This window comes from Leptolyngbya sp. NIES-2104, assembly GCF_001485215.1.
Lineage (GTDB): Bacteria > Cyanobacteriota > Cyanobacteriia > Leptolyngbyales > Leptolyngbyaceae > Leptolyngbya.
Map to the genome: position 1 here is coordinate 5,268,090 of NZ_BBWW01000001.1, position 16,251 is coordinate 5,284,340.

General features: G+C 47.7%; 26 protein-coding genes. 15 read left to right on the forward strand and 11 right to left on the reverse strand.

Annotated elements, in window-relative coordinates:
• Positions 1–156: 156 nt before the first annotated feature.
• From NIES2104_RS25255 to NIES2104_RS25265, 4 genes are all read left to right on the forward strand, one after another.
• Positions 157–408, forward strand: a complete 252-nt coding sequence (locus NIES2104_RS25255; protein ID WP_059001019.1) for a TM2 domain-containing protein — start codon at positions 157–159, stop codon at positions 406–408.
• Positions 409–473: 65 nt separating this feature from the next.
• A complete protein-coding gene (locus tag NIES2104_RS31025; protein WP_072218132.1) occupies positions 474–656 on the forward strand; it encodes a hypothetical protein in 183 nt (60 codons plus the stop codon).
• Positions 657–711: 55 nt separating this feature from the next.
• Entirely contained in the window at positions 712–3,057 is a 2,346-nt protein-coding gene (locus NIES2104_RS25260) for a cation-translocating P-type ATPase (protein ID WP_059001021.1), read from the forward strand.
• Between the two features lie 185 nt (positions 3,058–3,242).
• Positions 3,243–3,671 (forward strand): FHA domain-containing protein, encoded by a 429-nt coding sequence (locus tag NIES2104_RS25265; protein WP_059001024.1) that lies wholly within the window; start codon positions 3,243–3,245, stop codon positions 3,669–3,671.
• 68 nt (positions 3,672–3,739) lie between these two features.
• On the opposite strand, the gene NIES2104_RS25270 is transcribed toward NIES2104_RS25265, so the two are convergent.
• Together NIES2104_RS25270 and NIES2104_RS25275 are read right to left on the reverse strand one after the other, a co-directional pair.
• Positions 3,740–4,102 (reverse strand): type II toxin-antitoxin system RelE/ParE family toxin, encoded by a 363-nt coding sequence (locus NIES2104_RS25270; protein WP_059001026.1) that lies wholly within the window; start codon positions 4,100–4,102, stop codon positions 3,740–3,742.
• On the reverse strand, positions 4,092–4,304 hold the full coding sequence (locus NIES2104_RS25275; protein WP_059001027.1) for a hypothetical protein: 213 nt from the start codon (positions 4,302–4,304) through the stop codon (positions 4,092–4,094). The genes NIES2104_RS25270 and NIES2104_RS25275 overlap by 11 nt, the downstream gene beginning before the upstream one ends.
• A gap of 331 nt (positions 4,305–4,635) precedes the next feature.
• Between NIES2104_RS25275 and NIES2104_RS31030 the strand changes: the two genes are divergently transcribed.
• From NIES2104_RS31030 to NIES2104_RS25300, 5 genes are all read left to right on the forward strand, one after another.
• Positions 4,636–4,815, forward strand: coding sequence for an HNH endonuclease (locus NIES2104_RS31030; RefSeq protein ID WP_263971039.1), 180 nt, complete (start codon positions 4,636–4,638; stop codon positions 4,813–4,815).
• 34 nt (positions 4,816–4,849) lie between these two features.
• Positions 4,850–5,266 carry a type II toxin-antitoxin system HicB family antitoxin gene (locus tag NIES2104_RS25285; protein ID WP_156427048.1) on the forward strand — a complete coding sequence of 139 codons (417 nt, stop codon included), beginning with the start codon at positions 4,850–4,852 and terminating at the stop codon, positions 5,264–5,266.
• An 11-nt stretch (positions 5,267–5,277) separates the two neighbouring features.
• Positions 5,278–5,622, forward strand: a complete 345-nt coding sequence (locus NIES2104_RS25290) for a type II toxin-antitoxin system VapC family toxin (RefSeq protein ID WP_263971040.1) — start codon at positions 5,278–5,280, stop codon at positions 5,620–5,622.
• An 88-nt stretch (positions 5,623–5,710) separates the two neighbouring features.
• Positions 5,711–5,920: a type II toxin-antitoxin system HicB family antitoxin gene (locus tag NIES2104_RS25295; protein ID WP_059001031.1), complete on the forward strand. Its 210-nt coding sequence runs from the start codon at positions 5,711–5,713 to the stop codon at positions 5,918–5,920.
• Positions 5,921–6,052: 132 nt separating this feature from the next.
• Entirely contained in the window at positions 6,053–6,475 is a 423-nt protein-coding gene (locus tag NIES2104_RS25300; protein WP_192843625.1) for a PH domain-containing protein, read from the forward strand.
• Positions 6,476–6,563: 88 nt separating this feature from the next.
• Here NIES2104_RS25300 and NIES2104_RS25305 read toward each other — a convergent pair whose 3' ends face one another.
• The 8 genes from NIES2104_RS25305 to NIES2104_RS25340 all read right to left on the reverse strand — a co-directional run bounded on the left by NIES2104_RS25305 (position 6,564) and on the right by NIES2104_RS25340 (position 12,513).
• Positions 6,564–7,514 carry a F0F1 ATP synthase subunit gamma gene (locus NIES2104_RS25305; RefSeq protein ID WP_059001035.1) on the reverse strand — a complete coding sequence of 317 codons (951 nt, stop codon included), beginning with the start codon at positions 7,512–7,514 and terminating at the stop codon, positions 6,564–6,566.
• Between the two features lie 218 nt (positions 7,515–7,732).
• Entirely contained in the window at positions 7,733–9,250 is a 1,518-nt protein-coding gene (atpA, locus tag NIES2104_RS25310) for a F0F1 ATP synthase subunit alpha (protein WP_059001037.1), read from the reverse strand.
• Between the two features lie 40 nt (positions 9,251–9,290).
• Positions 9,291–9,848, reverse strand: a complete 558-nt coding sequence (atpH, locus tag NIES2104_RS25315; RefSeq protein ID WP_059001039.1) for an ATP synthase F1 subunit delta — start codon at positions 9,846–9,848, stop codon at positions 9,291–9,293.
• 4 nt (positions 9,849–9,852) lie between these two features.
• On the reverse strand, positions 9,853–10,416 hold the full coding sequence (locus NIES2104_RS25320) for a F0F1 ATP synthase subunit B (RefSeq protein WP_192843626.1): 564 nt from the start codon (positions 10,414–10,416) through the stop codon (positions 9,853–9,855).
• 87 nt (positions 10,417–10,503) lie between these two features.
• On the reverse strand, positions 10,504–10,926 hold the full coding sequence (locus NIES2104_RS25325) for a F0F1 ATP synthase subunit B' (RefSeq protein ID WP_059002069.1): 423 nt from the start codon (positions 10,924–10,926) through the stop codon (positions 10,504–10,506).
• A gap of 71 nt (positions 10,927–10,997) precedes the next feature.
• Complete coding sequence (gene atpE, locus NIES2104_RS25330) at positions 10,998–11,243, reverse strand: ATP synthase F0 subunit C (RefSeq protein ID WP_017289641.1); 246 nt, start codon at positions 11,241–11,243, stop codon at positions 10,998–11,000.
• 45 nt (positions 11,244–11,288) lie between these two features.
• A complete protein-coding gene (gene atpB, locus NIES2104_RS25335; RefSeq protein ID WP_059001041.1) occupies positions 11,289–12,041 on the reverse strand; it encodes a F0F1 ATP synthase subunit A in 753 nt (250 codons plus the stop codon).
• Between the two features lie 61 nt (positions 12,042–12,102).
• On the reverse strand, positions 12,103–12,513 hold the full coding sequence (locus NIES2104_RS25340) for a hypothetical protein (RefSeq protein WP_059001043.1): 411 nt from the start codon (positions 12,511–12,513) through the stop codon (positions 12,103–12,105).
• 378 nt (positions 12,514–12,891) lie between these two features.
• On the opposite strand from NIES2104_RS25340, the gene NIES2104_RS25345 reads away from it, so the two are divergent.
• The 6 genes from NIES2104_RS25345 (at position 12,892) to NIES2104_RS31375 (ending at position 15,689) form a co-directional block, all read left to right on the forward strand.
• Positions 12,892–13,194 (forward strand): isochorismate lyase, encoded by a 303-nt coding sequence (locus NIES2104_RS25345; RefSeq protein WP_059001045.1) that lies wholly within the window; start codon positions 12,892–12,894, stop codon positions 13,192–13,194.
• A gap of 34 nt (positions 13,195–13,228) precedes the next feature.
• The gene (locus tag NIES2104_RS31035) at positions 13,229–13,396 is read left to right on the forward strand and encodes a type II toxin-antitoxin system HicB family antitoxin (RefSeq protein ID WP_072218134.1); all 168 of its coding nucleotides are present in this window, start codon (positions 13,229–13,231) and stop codon (positions 13,394–13,396) included.
• Between the two features lie 93 nt (positions 13,397–13,489).
• Entirely contained in the window at positions 13,490–13,936 is a 447-nt protein-coding gene (locus NIES2104_RS25350; protein ID WP_059001048.1) for a PIN domain-containing protein, read from the forward strand.
• 11 nt (positions 13,937–13,947) lie between these two features.
• Entirely contained in the window at positions 13,948–14,499 is a 552-nt protein-coding gene (locus tag NIES2104_RS25355) for a PIN domain-containing protein (protein ID WP_059001050.1), read from the forward strand.
• 114 nt (positions 14,500–14,613) lie between these two features.
• Entirely contained in the window at positions 14,614–15,117 is a 504-nt protein-coding gene (locus NIES2104_RS31370; protein WP_059001052.1) for a winged helix-turn-helix domain-containing protein, read from the forward strand.
• 5 nt (positions 15,118–15,122) lie between these two features.
• Complete coding sequence (locus tag NIES2104_RS31375; RefSeq protein WP_225895326.1) at positions 15,123–15,689, forward strand: IS630 family transposase; 567 nt, start codon at positions 15,123–15,125, stop codon at positions 15,687–15,689.
• Between the two features lie 235 nt (positions 15,690–15,924).
• Here NIES2104_RS31375 and NIES2104_RS25375 read toward each other — a convergent pair whose 3' ends face one another.
• On the reverse strand, positions 15,925–16,182 hold the full coding sequence (locus NIES2104_RS25375; RefSeq protein ID WP_072218135.1) for an immunity 17 family protein: 258 nt from the start codon (positions 16,180–16,182) through the stop codon (positions 15,925–15,927).
• Between the last annotated feature and the right edge of the window lie 69 nt (positions 16,183–16,251).

The following is a 16,251-nucleotide window of genomic DNA, read 5'->3' on the forward strand; positions in this document are numbered from 1 at the left end:
CTCAACTGTTTCACGTACTACGTTAAAGTCCTAATACTTTGACCGAATGATTACTCCGTGTTTCTACGCTCTTAAGTGTAAAGTTTATGCACGTAACTCCTGATACTAGGGTACACTGCCAGCAGAAATGATGAGCTTCAAAAGGAAATTAAACACATGACAGGTAACACATCTAACGACGCAAGCAAAAAAGTTGCAGCAGGCGTTTGTGGCATTTTGTTGGGTGCACTTGGAGTGCATAAGTTTGTCTTAGGTTACACAACCGAAGGAATCATTATGCTCGTAGCTTGCTTCCTAACATGCGGCTTGACTGGGATTCTTGGTTTAGTCGAAGGTATCATCTACCTCACGAAGACCGATGAAGAATTCGTAAACACTTACGTCAAAAACAAAAAAGGCTGGCTCTAATTGCTCCTTAGCCTGATGTTGTGCGATCGACATTAGGCTACTCTTTACTCTCCATAATTTTCACAATGCAGAATCTTCCAAAAGCTTCGCGTCTCTTCTTATACAGCATTCTGGGAATGGGCTATTTTAATGCTTTTTCCTCGATCGACATGAACCCTTTTCTAAAAAACTATCTGATTCTCGTTCCGGTGCAAATCGGTCTTGTCATTTACTTTCTCTGGTTCCGTCGCGACACGCTTAGGGACTAAAAATCGAAACTTTTTGACCAATCCGGCAAAACATCTTCTACGCTCAAGAAAGGAGATGTTTTTTGATTCGGAGCGTTTGATTTTGTCTCAAACCGTTTTACCCCCTACAACTGAAACCACCGAAACCGTCACGATCGATGTCACCGGAATGAAGTGTGCCGGGTGCGTTCGAGCCGTCGAAAAACAACTCACCCAGCAACCCGGAGTCAAGTCCGCCACCGTGAATCTAGTCACAGAACTCGCCACAGTCGAATGTGACTCGTCGATCGATCCGGACACTCTCGCCGCCAAACTCACCGAAGCAGGCTTCCCCAGCCAACCCCGCACCGCAGAACAGTTCGAGACTCCCGATCTAGCCGAACGCCGACAAGCCGAAATGCAGCGGCAAACTCGACAACTCGCGATCGCATCGCTCCTTCTAGTCTTTTCTACGATCGGTCATCTCCACATCAATTTTCTCGAACTCAGTAACGTCTGGTTTCACTGCGGGTTAGCGATCGCGGCTCTCGCTTTTCCGGGTCGATCGATGATCGTAGATGGTTGGCAAGGTCTGCGCCGCAATGCCCCGAATATGAACACGCTCGTGAGTTTGGGAACGCTGACCGCTTTTACTGCCAGTTTCGTCGCGTTAATTTTCCCTCAGTTGGGCTGGGAATGTTTCTTCGATGAACCCGTGATGCTGGTCGGTTTCATCTTGCTTGGTCGAACCCTCGAACAACGGGCACGAGGACAAGCCGCCGCCGCTCTTCAGTCCTTAGCTGCCCTTCAACCTCGATCGGCAAGACTCATCGGCAAAAATGGCGCAACTCAAACCGGGATCGAAATCCCGATCGCGCATGTCCGCATCGGTGAATGGCTTCAAGTTCTGCCCAGCGAACAGATCCCCGTCGATGGCGAAATCGTGAACGGCGAAACCACGATCGATGAATCGCTCCTCACAGGCGAATCGATCCCCGTTCAAAAACAACCCGGTGATCTCGTCGTCGCAGGCACCCTGAATCAATCGGGCGCGATCGTGATTCAAGTCACCCGCGTTGGCAAAGATACGACCCTCGCACGCATCATCAATTTAGTCGAATCAGCTCAAGCCCGCAAAGCTCCGATTCAAAAATTAGCCGACACGATCGCAGGTTACTTTACTTACGGAGTCTTATCGATCGCGCTCTTCACGTTCTTATTCTGGGAATTCATTGGCACTAAGATTTGGACGAATCTACCGCAATGGACGATCGGGTTAGAACACGCTCACGATATGGGCATGATGGCGCATCCTTCCCCGATGTTGCTCAGTTTGAAACTCGCGATCGCAGTTCTCGTCATCGCTTGCCCTTGTGCCCTCGGACTCGCAACCCCGACTGCAATTCTCGTCGGTTCAGGAGTTGGAGCCGAACGCGGGCTGTTAATTCGAGGCGGCGACGTTCTAGAGCAAGTACATTATCTCGATACGATCGTCTTTGACAAAACCGGAACGCTAACCACCGGAAAGCCCGTCGTTACAGATGTAATCGGAAACGATAACATTCTCCAAATCGCTGCCACAGTCGAAAGCGGAACAAAACACCCGCTTGCCGCCGCAATTCTACAAGCCGCCAAAGATCTACCGCTTCTCCCTGCCCAAGACTTCTACACCGAGGCAGGATACGGCGTTTCAGCTAAAGTTGAACTCGATTCGGTTCAGCAGCAAGTTCTCCTTGGAACGGCTCAATGGTTGGAGATGAATCAAATCGCGATTCCCGAAACGCTGCGATCGCAATCTGATCAACTCGCTTCTGAAGGAAAAACGATCGTCTACATCGCGTCTCAAACCTCGATCGGTTTAATCGCCGTTTCAGATGCGCTCAGACCCGATGCGAAAAAAACGATCGGAGCACTGAAAAATCTCAACCTCCGAGTCTTAATGCTGAGCGGCGATCGACAAATTACCGCTCAAGCGATCGCGAAAGATCTCGGTCTATCCGATGTTCTAGCCGAAATCCCCCCAGACGGAAAAGCGAACACGATCGCCCAACTCCAAGCCGAAGGGCATCACGTCGGAATGGTCGGAGACGGAATCAATGACGCGCCTGCCCTCGCTCAAGCCGATGTCGGAATCGCTCTAAAATCTGGAACCGATGTCGCGATCGAAACGGCGGGAATCGTCCTAATGCGCGATCGACTCAGTGACGTGGTTGAATCAATTCGCCTCAGTCGCGCCACTTTCGCCAAAATCCAGCAAAATCTATTCTGGGCATTCGCCTACAACCTGCTTGGAATCCCGATCGCAGCAGGCATACTACTCCCGGCATTTGGAATTCTACTGAGTCCTGCCGCAGCAGGCGCATTCATGGCATTTAGCTCAGTCAGTGTCGTGACAAACTCTCTATTGTTACGACGCTTTTCAAAATCGTCACACGCACAATAATCGGTTAGATTAGGTGAGGTTTAAATCGATCTCCGATCGGTTTGATTGACTACAATAAACCTTCAAGAGTCACGAGTATCAAATAATGTCGGTACTCATACTGTGTTCCTCCGGGCAAGCCCGGTCTATCTTGTCTAGGTCAGTCAATTCTTTGTCGTTCACCCACCCCTTAAATTCGAGTGTCAATGCCCTCAGAACCGCATCAAAACCACCTCATCATTATCGAAGACGATAAAGGTCGCCGGGAGTTTGTGTTAGATGCCCCGGTTTATTCGATCGGACGCGATCCCAAATGTGATATTCGTCTAGTCTCCCAATTCGTCTCTCGTCGTCACGCCACCCTGCTCCAATTGCCTAACGAAGACGGTACACACTACTACCGCATCGTAGACGGCAACCTCAAAGGCAAACCGAGCGCGAATGGTCTACTGATCAACGGTCGCAAATTGCAACAGTGCGACCTCCGCAACCAAGACGAAATTGTATTTGGTCCACAAGTCCGAGCAATCTACTATCTACTGAAGCGCGATGCGGTGCTAACGGTTCCCCCTGACGAATTCGACATTACGTTAATCAGTCCGAACATGGTGGGCGATCCAGAAGACGACGATTAAGCGAACAGCGATCGTATTCAAGGAGAGAACTGCTGCGATCGCGAGATTCTTCTGATGAACTGCGATCGTTATTCCCCTCGACGCTTTAAGGCTGCAACGATTTCCTCAATTTCTGCTGCTGCAATCGCATCTTGATCTGATTTTGAATAGATTGTCAGTAAAACAATCTTGGCTGAGGAAACAACTTGATAAATCAGACGGTATCCTCCGCTTTTCCCTCTTTGAGCATCGCTGTTTCTGGCTCGAACCTTGAAGACTGTCACAGTGAGTTCAGCCAGTAAATCACCAGGCTGCTCTCCAGCTTGTAGTTGCTTAATAATCGGTTGAATGTCGTTTAGAATCTGACGATATCGTTTGAACAAGGGACGCAACTTTCGCTCAAACTCGCCAGAAAACTCAACCTCAACGATCGAGGATTCTTCATTCTCCACCTAAGCTCTCCCAAAGTTGAGCAATTGGCTTAGTTTGTCCCGTTCTAACGTCGTGAAGTGCTGACTGAATACTAGCTGCAATTTCTTCAGGAGTTGGATCAGAGTCGTCAATCAAGTCTGAGAGGACTTGGAGTAGTTCTCGTTTCTCGGAATCGGAGAGGGATTGTGCGATCGCAATGGCATCTTGAAGCTGTGGAGTCATCACACTTGAATCAGTTAAAGTCTCTTCAATTTTATACCTGCTAAGATTGCACGATTCATCATAATTCAGTGATGCTGATGACGACTCTCTTTAAGCCGTCAACACTTTTACCGAAGGGATTGCGAGTTCAGCAAGTCAATCATCTGACGCTGTTCAAATTTACAGATGAACTGGGTGAGCGGCTCTAAACTCTGCTTGATAAGAAAAAAGCGGACACGATCACGATCGAAGAAACTTTAGAGTTAGAAGCGATCGCAGAACTCGATGATATTTTCAGCTACATCAATGCGGTGATGGCTGCACGATCAAATGAGCATTCCTAGCTCACTCTATGAACAAGTGCGGCAGCGTGCCCAGTTTCAATGTGAATATTGTCAACTATCCTGAATTACTTAGCTCCGCCCCGTTGTCGATCGATCACATTCAGCCGCAATCTTTGGGCGGATCTGACGATTTGGATAATCTTGCTCTAGCCTGCCGTTGCTGTAATGAAAGGGGTTTAGAGTGCTAGATTGATAGACATATAGCTAAAAAATGGAGGTTTTATGATGGCTTCCAATTGGAATGTTCTGGTTGAAACAACCGAAGACGGCAAAGCGATCGCAACAATTCTAGAGTTGCCGACGTTAAGCGCGATCGCGGATACTCAGCAAGACGCGATCGATCTCGCACAGCAACTTCTAGCAGAGCGATTGACACACGCCAAAATTGTTCCGATTCAAATTGAGTCTTCTGAAGGTAAATCTGTACATCCTGCCCTAAAATCTGCTGGTATTTTCAAAGCCGCTCCCCAATTTGAAGAGGTGCAACGGCACATACAGGAATATCGCGATGAGTTGGATGCTCTGGATGAGGGAGAGTCTCCGATTGCAAAATTTGCTGGTATTTTCAAAGATGATCCTGATTTTGCTGAGATCGTCAACCAGATGAGAGCAGAACGAGAACAGCTTGATGAGGAGTAGGTTTCTGATAGATGGCGCTTTGGGTTCTAGATACAGATCACGTTTCACTCTTTCTCAATGGAGATCGAGCTGTTGCGACAAGACTAATTCGGGAATTGGCAGACTCAGCGATTACGGTCGTGACGATTCAGGAGCTTTTCAACGGCTGGGTTGGTCGGATCAATGACCCTGCTCAAGCAAACCAGCTTATTTCGCTTTATACAAAGCTCTGGAATACAGCCGAATTTCTCAAGACAATTAGAATTCTAAATTTTGATGCCGCTGCTGATGCTTGCTATCAAAATTTACTAAGGGATAAATCCTTCAAAAACGCTTGCAGAAAGATTTGCGAATTGCTGCGATCGCGCTTTCAGTGAACAGCACTATGGTGACTCGAAATTACCGCGATTTCTCGAAAGTTCCGAATCTGAGGATTGAAGATTGGACAGTTCAGGAGAAAAACTGATGCGGTATGGGATCGTCATCGAAAAAGGACAAACTAGCTACGGCGCTTACATTCCTGATCTTCCGGGTCGTGTGACGATTGGAGACGCGATCGAGGAAGTCAGAGCATTAATTCAAGAAGCGATCGTGTTTCACATGGAAGGACTCAGAGACGATGGATTGAGAATTCCTGAGCCGCTCTCGATTTCTGAATATGTTGAGGTGGGTTAGAGCGATCGCATTTCTTGGGTGCTTGAAGTGTATAAATGCAATCTTGTGGGCAACATAAAGGTGAACAGTCGTACATTCTTAGGTTGCATTATGAGCTACGTCGAGAAGAACCTTCTTCCTGGAGAGAAGATTATGTTTTCTACAAAGCGCCATTGGATAGTGTTTGCATCTCCAGCACTCTCTCTTTTATTATCACTATGGTTGCTGGTAGTTGGTGGAGAAGCCAGATTTTTTCTATTTCTTCTTGTCTTATTTGTCATTACTGCTCCTGCTAGTGCTTTAGCATACATGGACTATTCCTTCTCAGAATTTGCGGTGACTAATAAACGAGTGATTGCAAAAGTCGGTGTAATTCGACGCAGTTCGCTAGAGTTGCTTCTATCAAAGATTGAAGGATTCCGTATTGAGCAAGGCATTTTGGGACGCTTTTTAGATTTCGGTACCATCATCACTTCTGGGACTGGAAGCACGAAAAATCCTTTTTCGTATGTTGCGTATCCGTTAAAGCTGAAAAGATGTGTTCACGAACAACTTGACAGATTTGAAAAGAGTTGAAATCAGGTAATCTTGATGAAGCTCGCTCTAATATCAAACAAAAAGCGCCCAGGAAATCTTGGGCGCTTTTAACATTGCAAAGTCGCTTTTAGGTCAGTGCATCTGCACCCGCGACCACTTCCAGCAGTTCTTGAGTAATCGCCGCCTGACGTGCCTTGTTATAAGACAACGTGAGCGAACCGATCAAATTCTTTGCGTTATCACTCGCGTTGTTCATCGCGGTCATCCGAGCCGCCAACTCACTCGCCGCCGATTCTTGCAGCGCTCTGAGCAATTGGTTATTCAGATACAACGGCAACAGCGCATCGAGAATCTGTACCGGATCTTGCTCGAAGATCATATCTTGCGGGAAGCTTTGACCTTCAGGAGCCGTGACCTTCTCGCGTTCGACTTGGAACTGTCCACCACGAGTTGTTAAGCGGAAGATTTCATCATCTGAAACCTCTAATCCTTGCGGATCAAGCGGTAACAAAGTCTGAACCACCGGACGAGACGCAATCAACGACACAAACTTGGTGTAGATTAGCTCGACTCGATCGACACTATCCGACAAAAACTGCGACAACACCACATCCGCGATTTGTGCCGCTTCTGCTGCGGTCGGAATTTGCTCTAAGCCTGCATAGCTTTCCACGATCGGATAATCCCGACGCTGAAAATACTGTGCCGCCTTCCGCCCGACCACAACCATTTTGTAGTCGATGCCTTCAGCTTTGAGTTCTTTGGCGCGAATTTCCGCCCGACGGATGACGTTCGCATTGTAGCCGCCGCACAATCCGCGATCGCCCGAAATCACGAGCAATCCAACGGTATTGACTTCGCGCTTTCTCAAGAGCGGTAGATCCGCTTCTTCAAATCTCAATCGTGCTTGTAAGCCGTACAGCACTTGCGCTAAACGATCGGCAAACGGACGGGTTGCGGTAACTTGTTCTTGTGCCCGACGCACTTTTGCTGCTGCCACAAGCCGCATCGCTTCTGTAATTTTTTTGGTATTCTTGACCGACTGAATGCGATCGCGAATTGCTTTTAGGTTTGGCATAGTTTGAAACGATTTAGAACTAAACGGAAGTGGGATGAGTTCTTTCGCTTCGTTGCCATCCTTAAATCCGTGATTCAGTCCCCTTTAGTGGACTTCGCACTGTTAGCCCCGAATTCTATTCCGGGGCGGACTGACAACGGAGCAAATAATCTCGATCGACGCTCCACAACTTAGATGTCGAACTCTGAATCAATCAAGATCCAGAGTTCAACCTAACTCTAAGCTGCCGCCATCATGGTTTGCTTCGTCTCGGTAATCGCTTCTTTCAGCAGACTTTCCGCTTCGTCGCTCAATACCTTCTGACCTTGAACGATCTCAACATACTTCGGTTTACCCGTCTTCAGGTAATCGCGCAAGCTCTTCACAAACGTCACCACCTTATCAACCGGGATGTCATCGAGATATCCGTTAATACCCGCGTAGATCACAGCAACTTGCTCTGCCACCGACAGCGGCGAGTATTGCGGCTGCTTCAGAATTTCACGCAGACGAACACCACGCGCCAACTGATTCTGAGTTGCTTTATCCAGGTCAGATGCGAACTGTGCGAATGCTTCCAATTCAGCAAACTGTGCAAGCTCCAGTTTCACCTTACCCGCGACTTTCTTCATCGCTTTGGTTTGTGCTGCCGAACCCACACGCGATACCGAAATACCCGCGTTCACAGCCGGACGTAGACCCGCGTTGAACAAGTCAGACGACAAGAAGATTTGACCATCGGTAATCGAAATTACGTTAGTTGGAATGTACGCTGAAACGTCACCCGCTTGAGTTTCGATGATCGGCAATGCAGTCATGCTACCGCCACCCAGTTCATCGCTGAGTTTTGCAGCACGTTCGAGCAGGCGGGAGTGAACGTAGAATACATCTCCCGGATAAGCTTCACGTCCCGGCGGACGACGCAGCAAGAGCGACATCTGACGGTAAGCCTGAGCTTGCTTAGACAAGTCATCGTAGATTACTAGGGTTGCTTTGCCCTTGTACATGAAGTACTCAGCCAAAGCTGCACCGGTGTAAGGTGCGAAGTATTGCAGGGTTGCCGGATCGTTCGCGTTTGCTGCAACAACGATCGTATATTCCATCGCCCCACGATCTTGCAGCACTTGAACAATGTTCGCTACGGTCGAAGCTTTCTGACCGACTGCAACATACACGCAGATCACATCTTCGCCTGCTTGGTTCAGAATCGTGTCAACAGCAACCGAGGTTTTTCCGGTTTGACGGTCACCGATGATTAACTCACGCTGTCCCCGACCGATTGGAATCATGGAATCGATCGCGGTAATTCCGGTTTGCATCGGTTCACACACGGACTTCCGCGCAATGATACCGGGAGCCATCGACTCGATCAAACGGGTTTCGCTGGTATTGATATCGCCTTTTCCGTCTAGAGGACGTGCCAAAGCATCAACCACGCGACCGATCATCGCTTCGCCCACGGGAATTTGAGCAATCCGTCCGGTTGAAGTGACCGAGCTTCCTTCTTGGATGCTGCGACCGTCGGACATCAAGACCGCACCGACGTTATCTTCTTCCAGGTTCAACGCCATCCCGACGGAACCATCTTCAAACTGCACCAGTTCACCGGACATGCACTTTTCCAAGCCATAAATCCGAGCAATACCGTCACCGACTTGCAACACGGTTCCGACATTTGCGACTTTCACGCCTTGATCGTAGGTTTCGATCTGTTGGCGAATAATATTGCTAATTTCGTCTGGTCTGATTGCTGCCATTGGAAACCTCTGTTAAAGGAATGAGAAAGGAAAAGGGGGTTTAGTTTGAACTGGTCAAACGTAGCGTAATCCGACGGAGTTGACCGCGCAGACTCGCATCAATCACTTGTGAACCAACTTTGATGATCACACCACCGATCAAGTCTGGATCGATCTTAGTTTCGATTTCGACAGAGTTCGCATTCGTCATCGCAATGACTTTCTGGCGAACCGCGTTCTTCTGATCGTCGTTGAGTTCAACCGTCGAGGTGACTTCCGCTAAAACGGTTTGCTTCAGCTTCCGGTACAGTCGTTGATACTGCTGACAGATCCCTTCGAGAAACACCACACGACGACGATCGATAAGCAACATGATGAAATTCCGCATGAACGGATGCACCGCGTCACCGAACACCTGAGACAAAACCTCTCTTTTGAGATCGCCTTTTGCCAAGGGATTCGCGATAAAGTCCTTCAAGTCTTGCGAACCGTTCAACGTATCGAGAATGTTGCCGACATCTTCAGCAAAGCGATCGGTAAGATCATTCGACTTGCCCAAAGACATCAACGCCTGAGCATAGGGATCTAAAACTTCTGACCTTAAAATATTGTCTGCCATCGCTCTATCCCTCGCTCAATAACGCAATACTGCGATCGACTAACCGCTGCTGAGATTCATCATTCAAGCGTCCGGGCAATTCACCTTCGGCGCGTTGCAGTGCCATATTTGCCACTCGCTGACGCAATTCGTTGATGATGCGTTCTTGCTCTGATGAGATGTCTGCCGCTGCGGTTTCACGCATCCGAATGATGTCTTGTTCTGCTTTCGCAAGAATTTCATCACTCGACTTCTTCGCGGCAGCTTCCGCATCAGAGCGAATTTTTGCAGCTTCTTGTTGCGCTTGAGCGAGTTTCTGCTGTTGTTCAGCCAGTTTCGCGGCGGCGGTCTTTCTCCGAGCTTCTGCTTCTGAAATCGCAGTCTCGATCGCGGTTCGGCGTTCGGTCAGAGCTTTACCCAAAAAACCACGCCCGAAGTAAACCACGATCGCAATCACGATGCTGAGGTTAATCAGGTTGGTTTCAAGAATATCGAAATTCAATCCGAAACCGCCCCCCTCTGCTTCTGCCACTGCTTCACCCAGGAGCGGGTGTAGCACTCCGCTGGCTAGTCGCAAATACATTTCCATGACATTCTTCCAAAACTGCGCGTGACTATCCCAAACTGGATGGGGAATAAAAAACGAATCGGGAGCCTTGATTAACCAGCAGCCTCGTTAAACTCCAGCTAATAATTTATCTAGAATTTCACGACTTAATGCTTCCACTTGTTGCTCTAACGTTGTCAGAGCTTCTTGTTTCTGCTGGTCTAACTCCTTCTGAGTCTGTTCCCGCTGTTGTTGTGCTTCTTGTTGTGCCGCTGCAATTTTCTGTGCTGCGATCTGGTTCGCTTCGGCTTGCGCTTTCGCGATCGCCGCTTGATAAGCCCGACGCGATTCTGCGAGTTCAGTTTCGTACTGTTTCGCTAACGCTTCCGACTTTGCCAATCGCTCTTTCGCATCAGCTTCAGTGCCCCGAATAAAATCGTTACGATCCTCAACCACTTTCGTTAATGGCTTAAAGAACACGGCATTGAGCACAGCGACTAACAGTAAAAATTGCACCGCCATCAACGGCAGCGTTGCATCAAAATCAAACATGATTAGGAGAAGGATGAAGATGAATAAGAAAGTGAGATCCAGAAAATCGATCCGGATCTCAGGCTTCATACTTATGCGAAGGGGTTTGCAAACAGCAGCACCAACGCGATCACAAGACCGTAGATGGTCAGCGATTCCATGAACGCGAGGGTCAGGAGCAACGTACCCCGGATTTTTCCTTCTGCTTCAGGCTGACGAGCGATCCCTGCAACAGCTTCACCCGAAGCGTTACCTTGACCGATACCAGGTCCAATTGCAGCAAGACCGATCGCAAGTGCAGCAGCGATCACAGAAGCAGCAGCAACGGTAGGATTCATAGTTCTTTCCTTTGAGTTGAATACGGTGAACAGATTGGAACAGGTCTACGGGGCGTGTTCTTCTTCGCCATGACCTTCGAGTGCTTCATGGATATAAGCACCCGCGAGCGTTGCAAACACAAGCGCCTGAATCGCACTGGTGAATAACCCCAGCAGCATCACAGGCAGTGGTACAAACAGCGGCACTAGAAGCACCAATACACCGACCACCAACTCATCCGCCAAGATGTTACCAAAAAGTCGGAAGCTGAGGGAAAGCGGCTTGGTGAAGTCCTCTAGAATCGCGATGGGCAGGAGAACCGGAGTCGGCTGAACGTACTTTGCGAAGTAGCCCAACCCTTTCTTACTGAAGCCTGCGTAGAAATATGCCAGTGACACTAAGAGCGCTAAAGCGACCGTGGTATTAATGTCATTTGTCGGGGCAGCGAGTTCGCCTTCTGGGAGCTTAATCAGCTTCCAGGGAACGAGTGCGCCCGACCAGTTCGACGCAAAGATAAACAGAAACAGTGTTCCAATGAAGGGAACCCAGGGTCGGTATTCTTTTTCGCCAAGCTGGTTTTTGGTCAATTCCCGCACATACTCCAGTGCGTACTCCATCAGGTTCTGAATGCCTTTTGGGATGCGTTGCGGGTTACGGGTTGCCAGCACCGAAGCGCTGACCAACAGCCCGATCACAATCCAAGAGACAATAAAAACCTGCCCATGAATCTTTAAATTGCCGATTTCCCAGTAGAGATGATGACCCACCTCTAGGTTGGCGATCGGTAAAACGTTGGGAGCGTCGAGGAAATTTAGCATTTCAGTTCAGGCGGCTTTTCCCAGATTCAAGGAGCAATATTTTTCTGCAAATTTCTATTTCTTAACTCTGAGTTTGATCAGGCGTGAATAGAGTTCGCAAAGTGTACACGAGTAGCGTTCCTTTATACGTGAGAAATCCCAGAAAAACAGGAAGTACATGAAGCTGCTTGGCTTGCGTGGCGACGATAATGACTCCCGCAAAGACGGCTAAATGTGTTTTGCTGATCTGTTGTTTCTCGGTACCGAGGCGTTCTACGTTTCGTGCCAATAACTTTAAGTAAACCACACCTGTACACGCTCCAATTAAATAATTCAGAGCAGTGTTGAGCGAATAGAAATACCAGACGGGAAAGAAGATCAATCCGGTGAGAACAACGGTCGTAATTAACAACTCGTTTTGGAGTCGATAATAGTCGTCCATTGACGCATTCGGTTCTGGTGTTTCTGTACCAGTTTGGATCGTTTCTTCCATAGCAGGCGCGGCTCCAAAGTTAGGTCTACATTGCCATGATAGCGATCGAAGTCGATTGATTTCCAAGCGATCCCGACAATGCTGAACCAGGTGTCATCATATCATGTGGAGGTAATAATACTTAATGACTTTTGGCAGGGGGATTTTATTGATTGACGATAAAAGGATCTCTAATCTGTCGGTGATCAAAAGTGACCTAAGTGTGCTGCAAGTGCGATTTAGATCGCTGACTCAAAATCAGAATCTTCTGCGATCCTGTCATTGGAGGCTCTCCTGATAGAAAGCTCTAATCGGCTGAGGCGATCTGAGTCGATTCAAATGATTGGCATAAAAAACGCCAGAATTAGATATCAGTTCCATCCCTTAACTTCGCAACCTATGAAGACACCTAATCAATGTGAGAGTATGGTAGAGATTCGCGCCGAAATCGATCGCTTAGATCGTCAAGTTGTTGCACTTCTAGGTCAGCGGTTTGCATACGTCAAAGCTGCATCTAAATTTAAGACCAGCGAAACCACTGTTAGAGCACCTGAGCGTTTTCAAGCGATGCTACAGCAGCGTCGAGATTGGGCGAAGGAGGAAGGCTTAAATCCTGATGTAATCGAAAAGATGTACCAGGATTTAGTGAATCACTTTATTGATGAGGAGATGAAGCACTGGAAACAAACTGGAACAAAGTAAAATAGAAGTGCCCGCTTTGCTGAGGAAACCGCTTGTGAAATTTAGCATAACGCTCGATCGTGATGAAGATGGCGTTTGGATTGTTGAGTGTCCTAGTATTCCTGGATGTGTAAGTCAAGGTGAGACTAAACAGGAAGCGCTTGACAATATTAAAGATGCGATCGCATCTTGTTTACAAGTTCGAGCAGAGCGCTCCTTCTGATGACTTGGGAGTTGCTCGATCGAGAGACAAGATTGGCTGTTTTGTCGTTTTTTACTTAAACTTAAAAAGAATCGCTTAGATGAAGACGCTAAAGTGCAAGAATCGAACGGGAAGCCGCTTGTCTTTCTAGATACGAATGTAGTGATTTCTTACCTGCGGGGTGAGTCATCGAGTTCGCGTCTGTTTTCTCATGACATTATTGATAAAGTTCATCTTGCAATCAATCCGATCGTGCTTCAAGAGATTTTCTTCCTCTCAGAAGTTCGCAATCACCCTGAGACACTGGATGAGATTCAGCAAGAGGTAACGCTATTGCCGCTAAATCTTGAGAAAGCCGAGGAGTATCTTAAGCAGGCGGCAACGCTTCGTAACCGAATCGCTCATTCAAATGATGTCTTGATTCTAAGTAGTGCTTCAGATTGCGACTACCTTGTAACCTACGATCAAGCATTAAAGACAACACTTGCTTCATTGTCAAGTGGTAAGCCAGAAGTTGTGACACCTGAACAGCTAATCTCTCAACTTACAAGCAAGGTTTGAGGATTTCCAGAGTGAAGGTTTACATTGATACAGGTGTTTTTATCGATTACCTTAGCTCACAAGCAATTGCTGGCTCAAGTTTGAGATCTACCGTTCGTCGAGGTCGTACTCCAGAGAAACTGTTTGAGGACGCGGAGAATGTTCTCAAAAAGATTGCTTCCTCACACACAGGAGCGACATCAAGCCTAACTTACTATGAAGTTGAAGAGGCTTTGTTTAGACAACTTACATCTGTTGCAACTGGCATGGCGAACGCAAGCACAATTCGAGTGCTCGCAGCCCGATCGATCGTGCCGCAGACGATTACGGCAGTTCGTTTTTTTAGTATTGAAGTGCTTGGTCTGACTGCCACAACAGTAGAGGCACAGCTAAACAACGTAGAATTATATGTCAGAGGAATACGGGCGGCTGATGCGCTTCATGTCGCTAGTGCGATCGATTTTGATGCAGACGTTTTAATTTCTGTAGATGAAGATGTACTGAAATTAGACGGTGCGATCATCAACAGTAGCGGAGTTCCGATCAAATTCTGCGATACCGATGTTGCATTAACGATCTTATAGAACCCATTTGAGATCTTTTGTTGTGTTCGCAAGGCTGACAACTTCTCATACCAAATTAAATGGAGAGGAAGGCAAATGACTTAAACTTAAGAAGAGTTGTTCAAGGTCGATAGGATGGTCGGAATAACCTCGGTTGAAGTCAAAGAAAGCCTGGAAGAGCTGGCAGTTCTCCTGAAGTCTGCCAAAACGCCGAAGGAAAAGGAGCGATTGCAAGTTCTTTATTGGCTGAAACAGGACAATCCACCCAACATTCTGACGATCGCCAAAGCAATTGGGAAACATCGCAACACGCTCCAAACTTGGTTGATGCAATACCGCAGTGGCGGAGTCGAAGCGATGCTGTCGGTGAAAAAATCACCGGGCGGAGTGCGGGTGATTCCGCAGTGGGCAGAAGAGGCGTTAGCCAAGCGACTTCAAGAGCCAGAGCATGGCTTTGAGAGTTATGGCGCAGTGCAGCAGTGGTTAGCAGACACCTTGGGTATCGAAGCTGAGTATCATGCGGTCTATCAGATGACCCGACATCGATTGAAGTCCAAGCTGAAAGTGGCACGCCCCCAACACTGCAAGCAAGACCCCGCGAAGCGCGAGGCATCTCAGCAAACCTCGCCGACGACCTAAACATCATTCGCCAGTATGCTCGGCAAGTCTGCCAAGACCTGCGCCCGATTCGCTACTTTGCCCAAGATGAGAGTCGCTTTGGACTGAAGACGCTATTGGGGCGAGTGATGACGGCGTGTGGAGTCAAACCGATTGGCGCGTGGCAATGGTTGTTCAAAGCATTCTGGATTTACGGAGCGGTTGACCCTGCGACGGGAGAAGCTTTTTTCTTAGAGTTTTCACATGTGGATACGGATTGCTATCAGCTCTTCCTCGACCAATTTTCTCAAGCCTATCCAGAGACATTGAATATTCTGCAAGTGGATAACGGGCGATTCCACACCAGCAAGGATTTGGTCGTGCCAGAAAACATCATTCTGTTGTTTCAACCGCCCTACTGTCCAGAACTCAATCCGATTGAGCGGTTGTGGCAACATCTCAAAGCTAACCTCAAGTGGGCATCGTTCAAGACCTTGGAGCAACTGCGAAGCAAGGTGGATCAATTGCTGACTGAGCTAACGCCTGAAGTTATTGGTTCCATCACAGGCTATGACTTCATCCTAAATGCACTATCTGCCCTGAATACTATTTAATTTGGTATCAGTTTCATAATCCAGATAGCTCTTGAACTATGATTTTTCTTCTAAATGTATGAATTTCCCGAAACGGGCTTTCCGTCCGCCTTGTATTTTCAAGAAGAGATCTCAAATGAGTTCTATAGAGAAAAGACAACTCGTATAATTCACAATCTGAAATTCCTACTGCTTACTTACGCTTTAGCAATTCTTCTCATGCGATTAACTCTGCCACAATTAAAGCAATCTAGCTTCAAGGCATAATATCATCCCATAGAACAATGTATCCAAATACAAGCAGGGGCGCACCGATCAGAGCGAACAGCGACAGCAATAGCCCAATCAGCGCATAAAAAAATCGTGCTTTAGTTCGTCCAATCAGGTTAACGACAAATCGCACGTTGCGTTGCTCAAAGAACCAGTTCCAATTGTAAAAACTCGCAAGTATCGAGAGTGGTCCACCAAGCAAACAGCTTGCCTCTAGTCCTGCTAACACGATCGATGCACGCATTGTTGATAGAACCTCACCGCCTAAGCTCAGGACGTGTATTACCCTCCATAAAGGTATCCAAACCAGCAA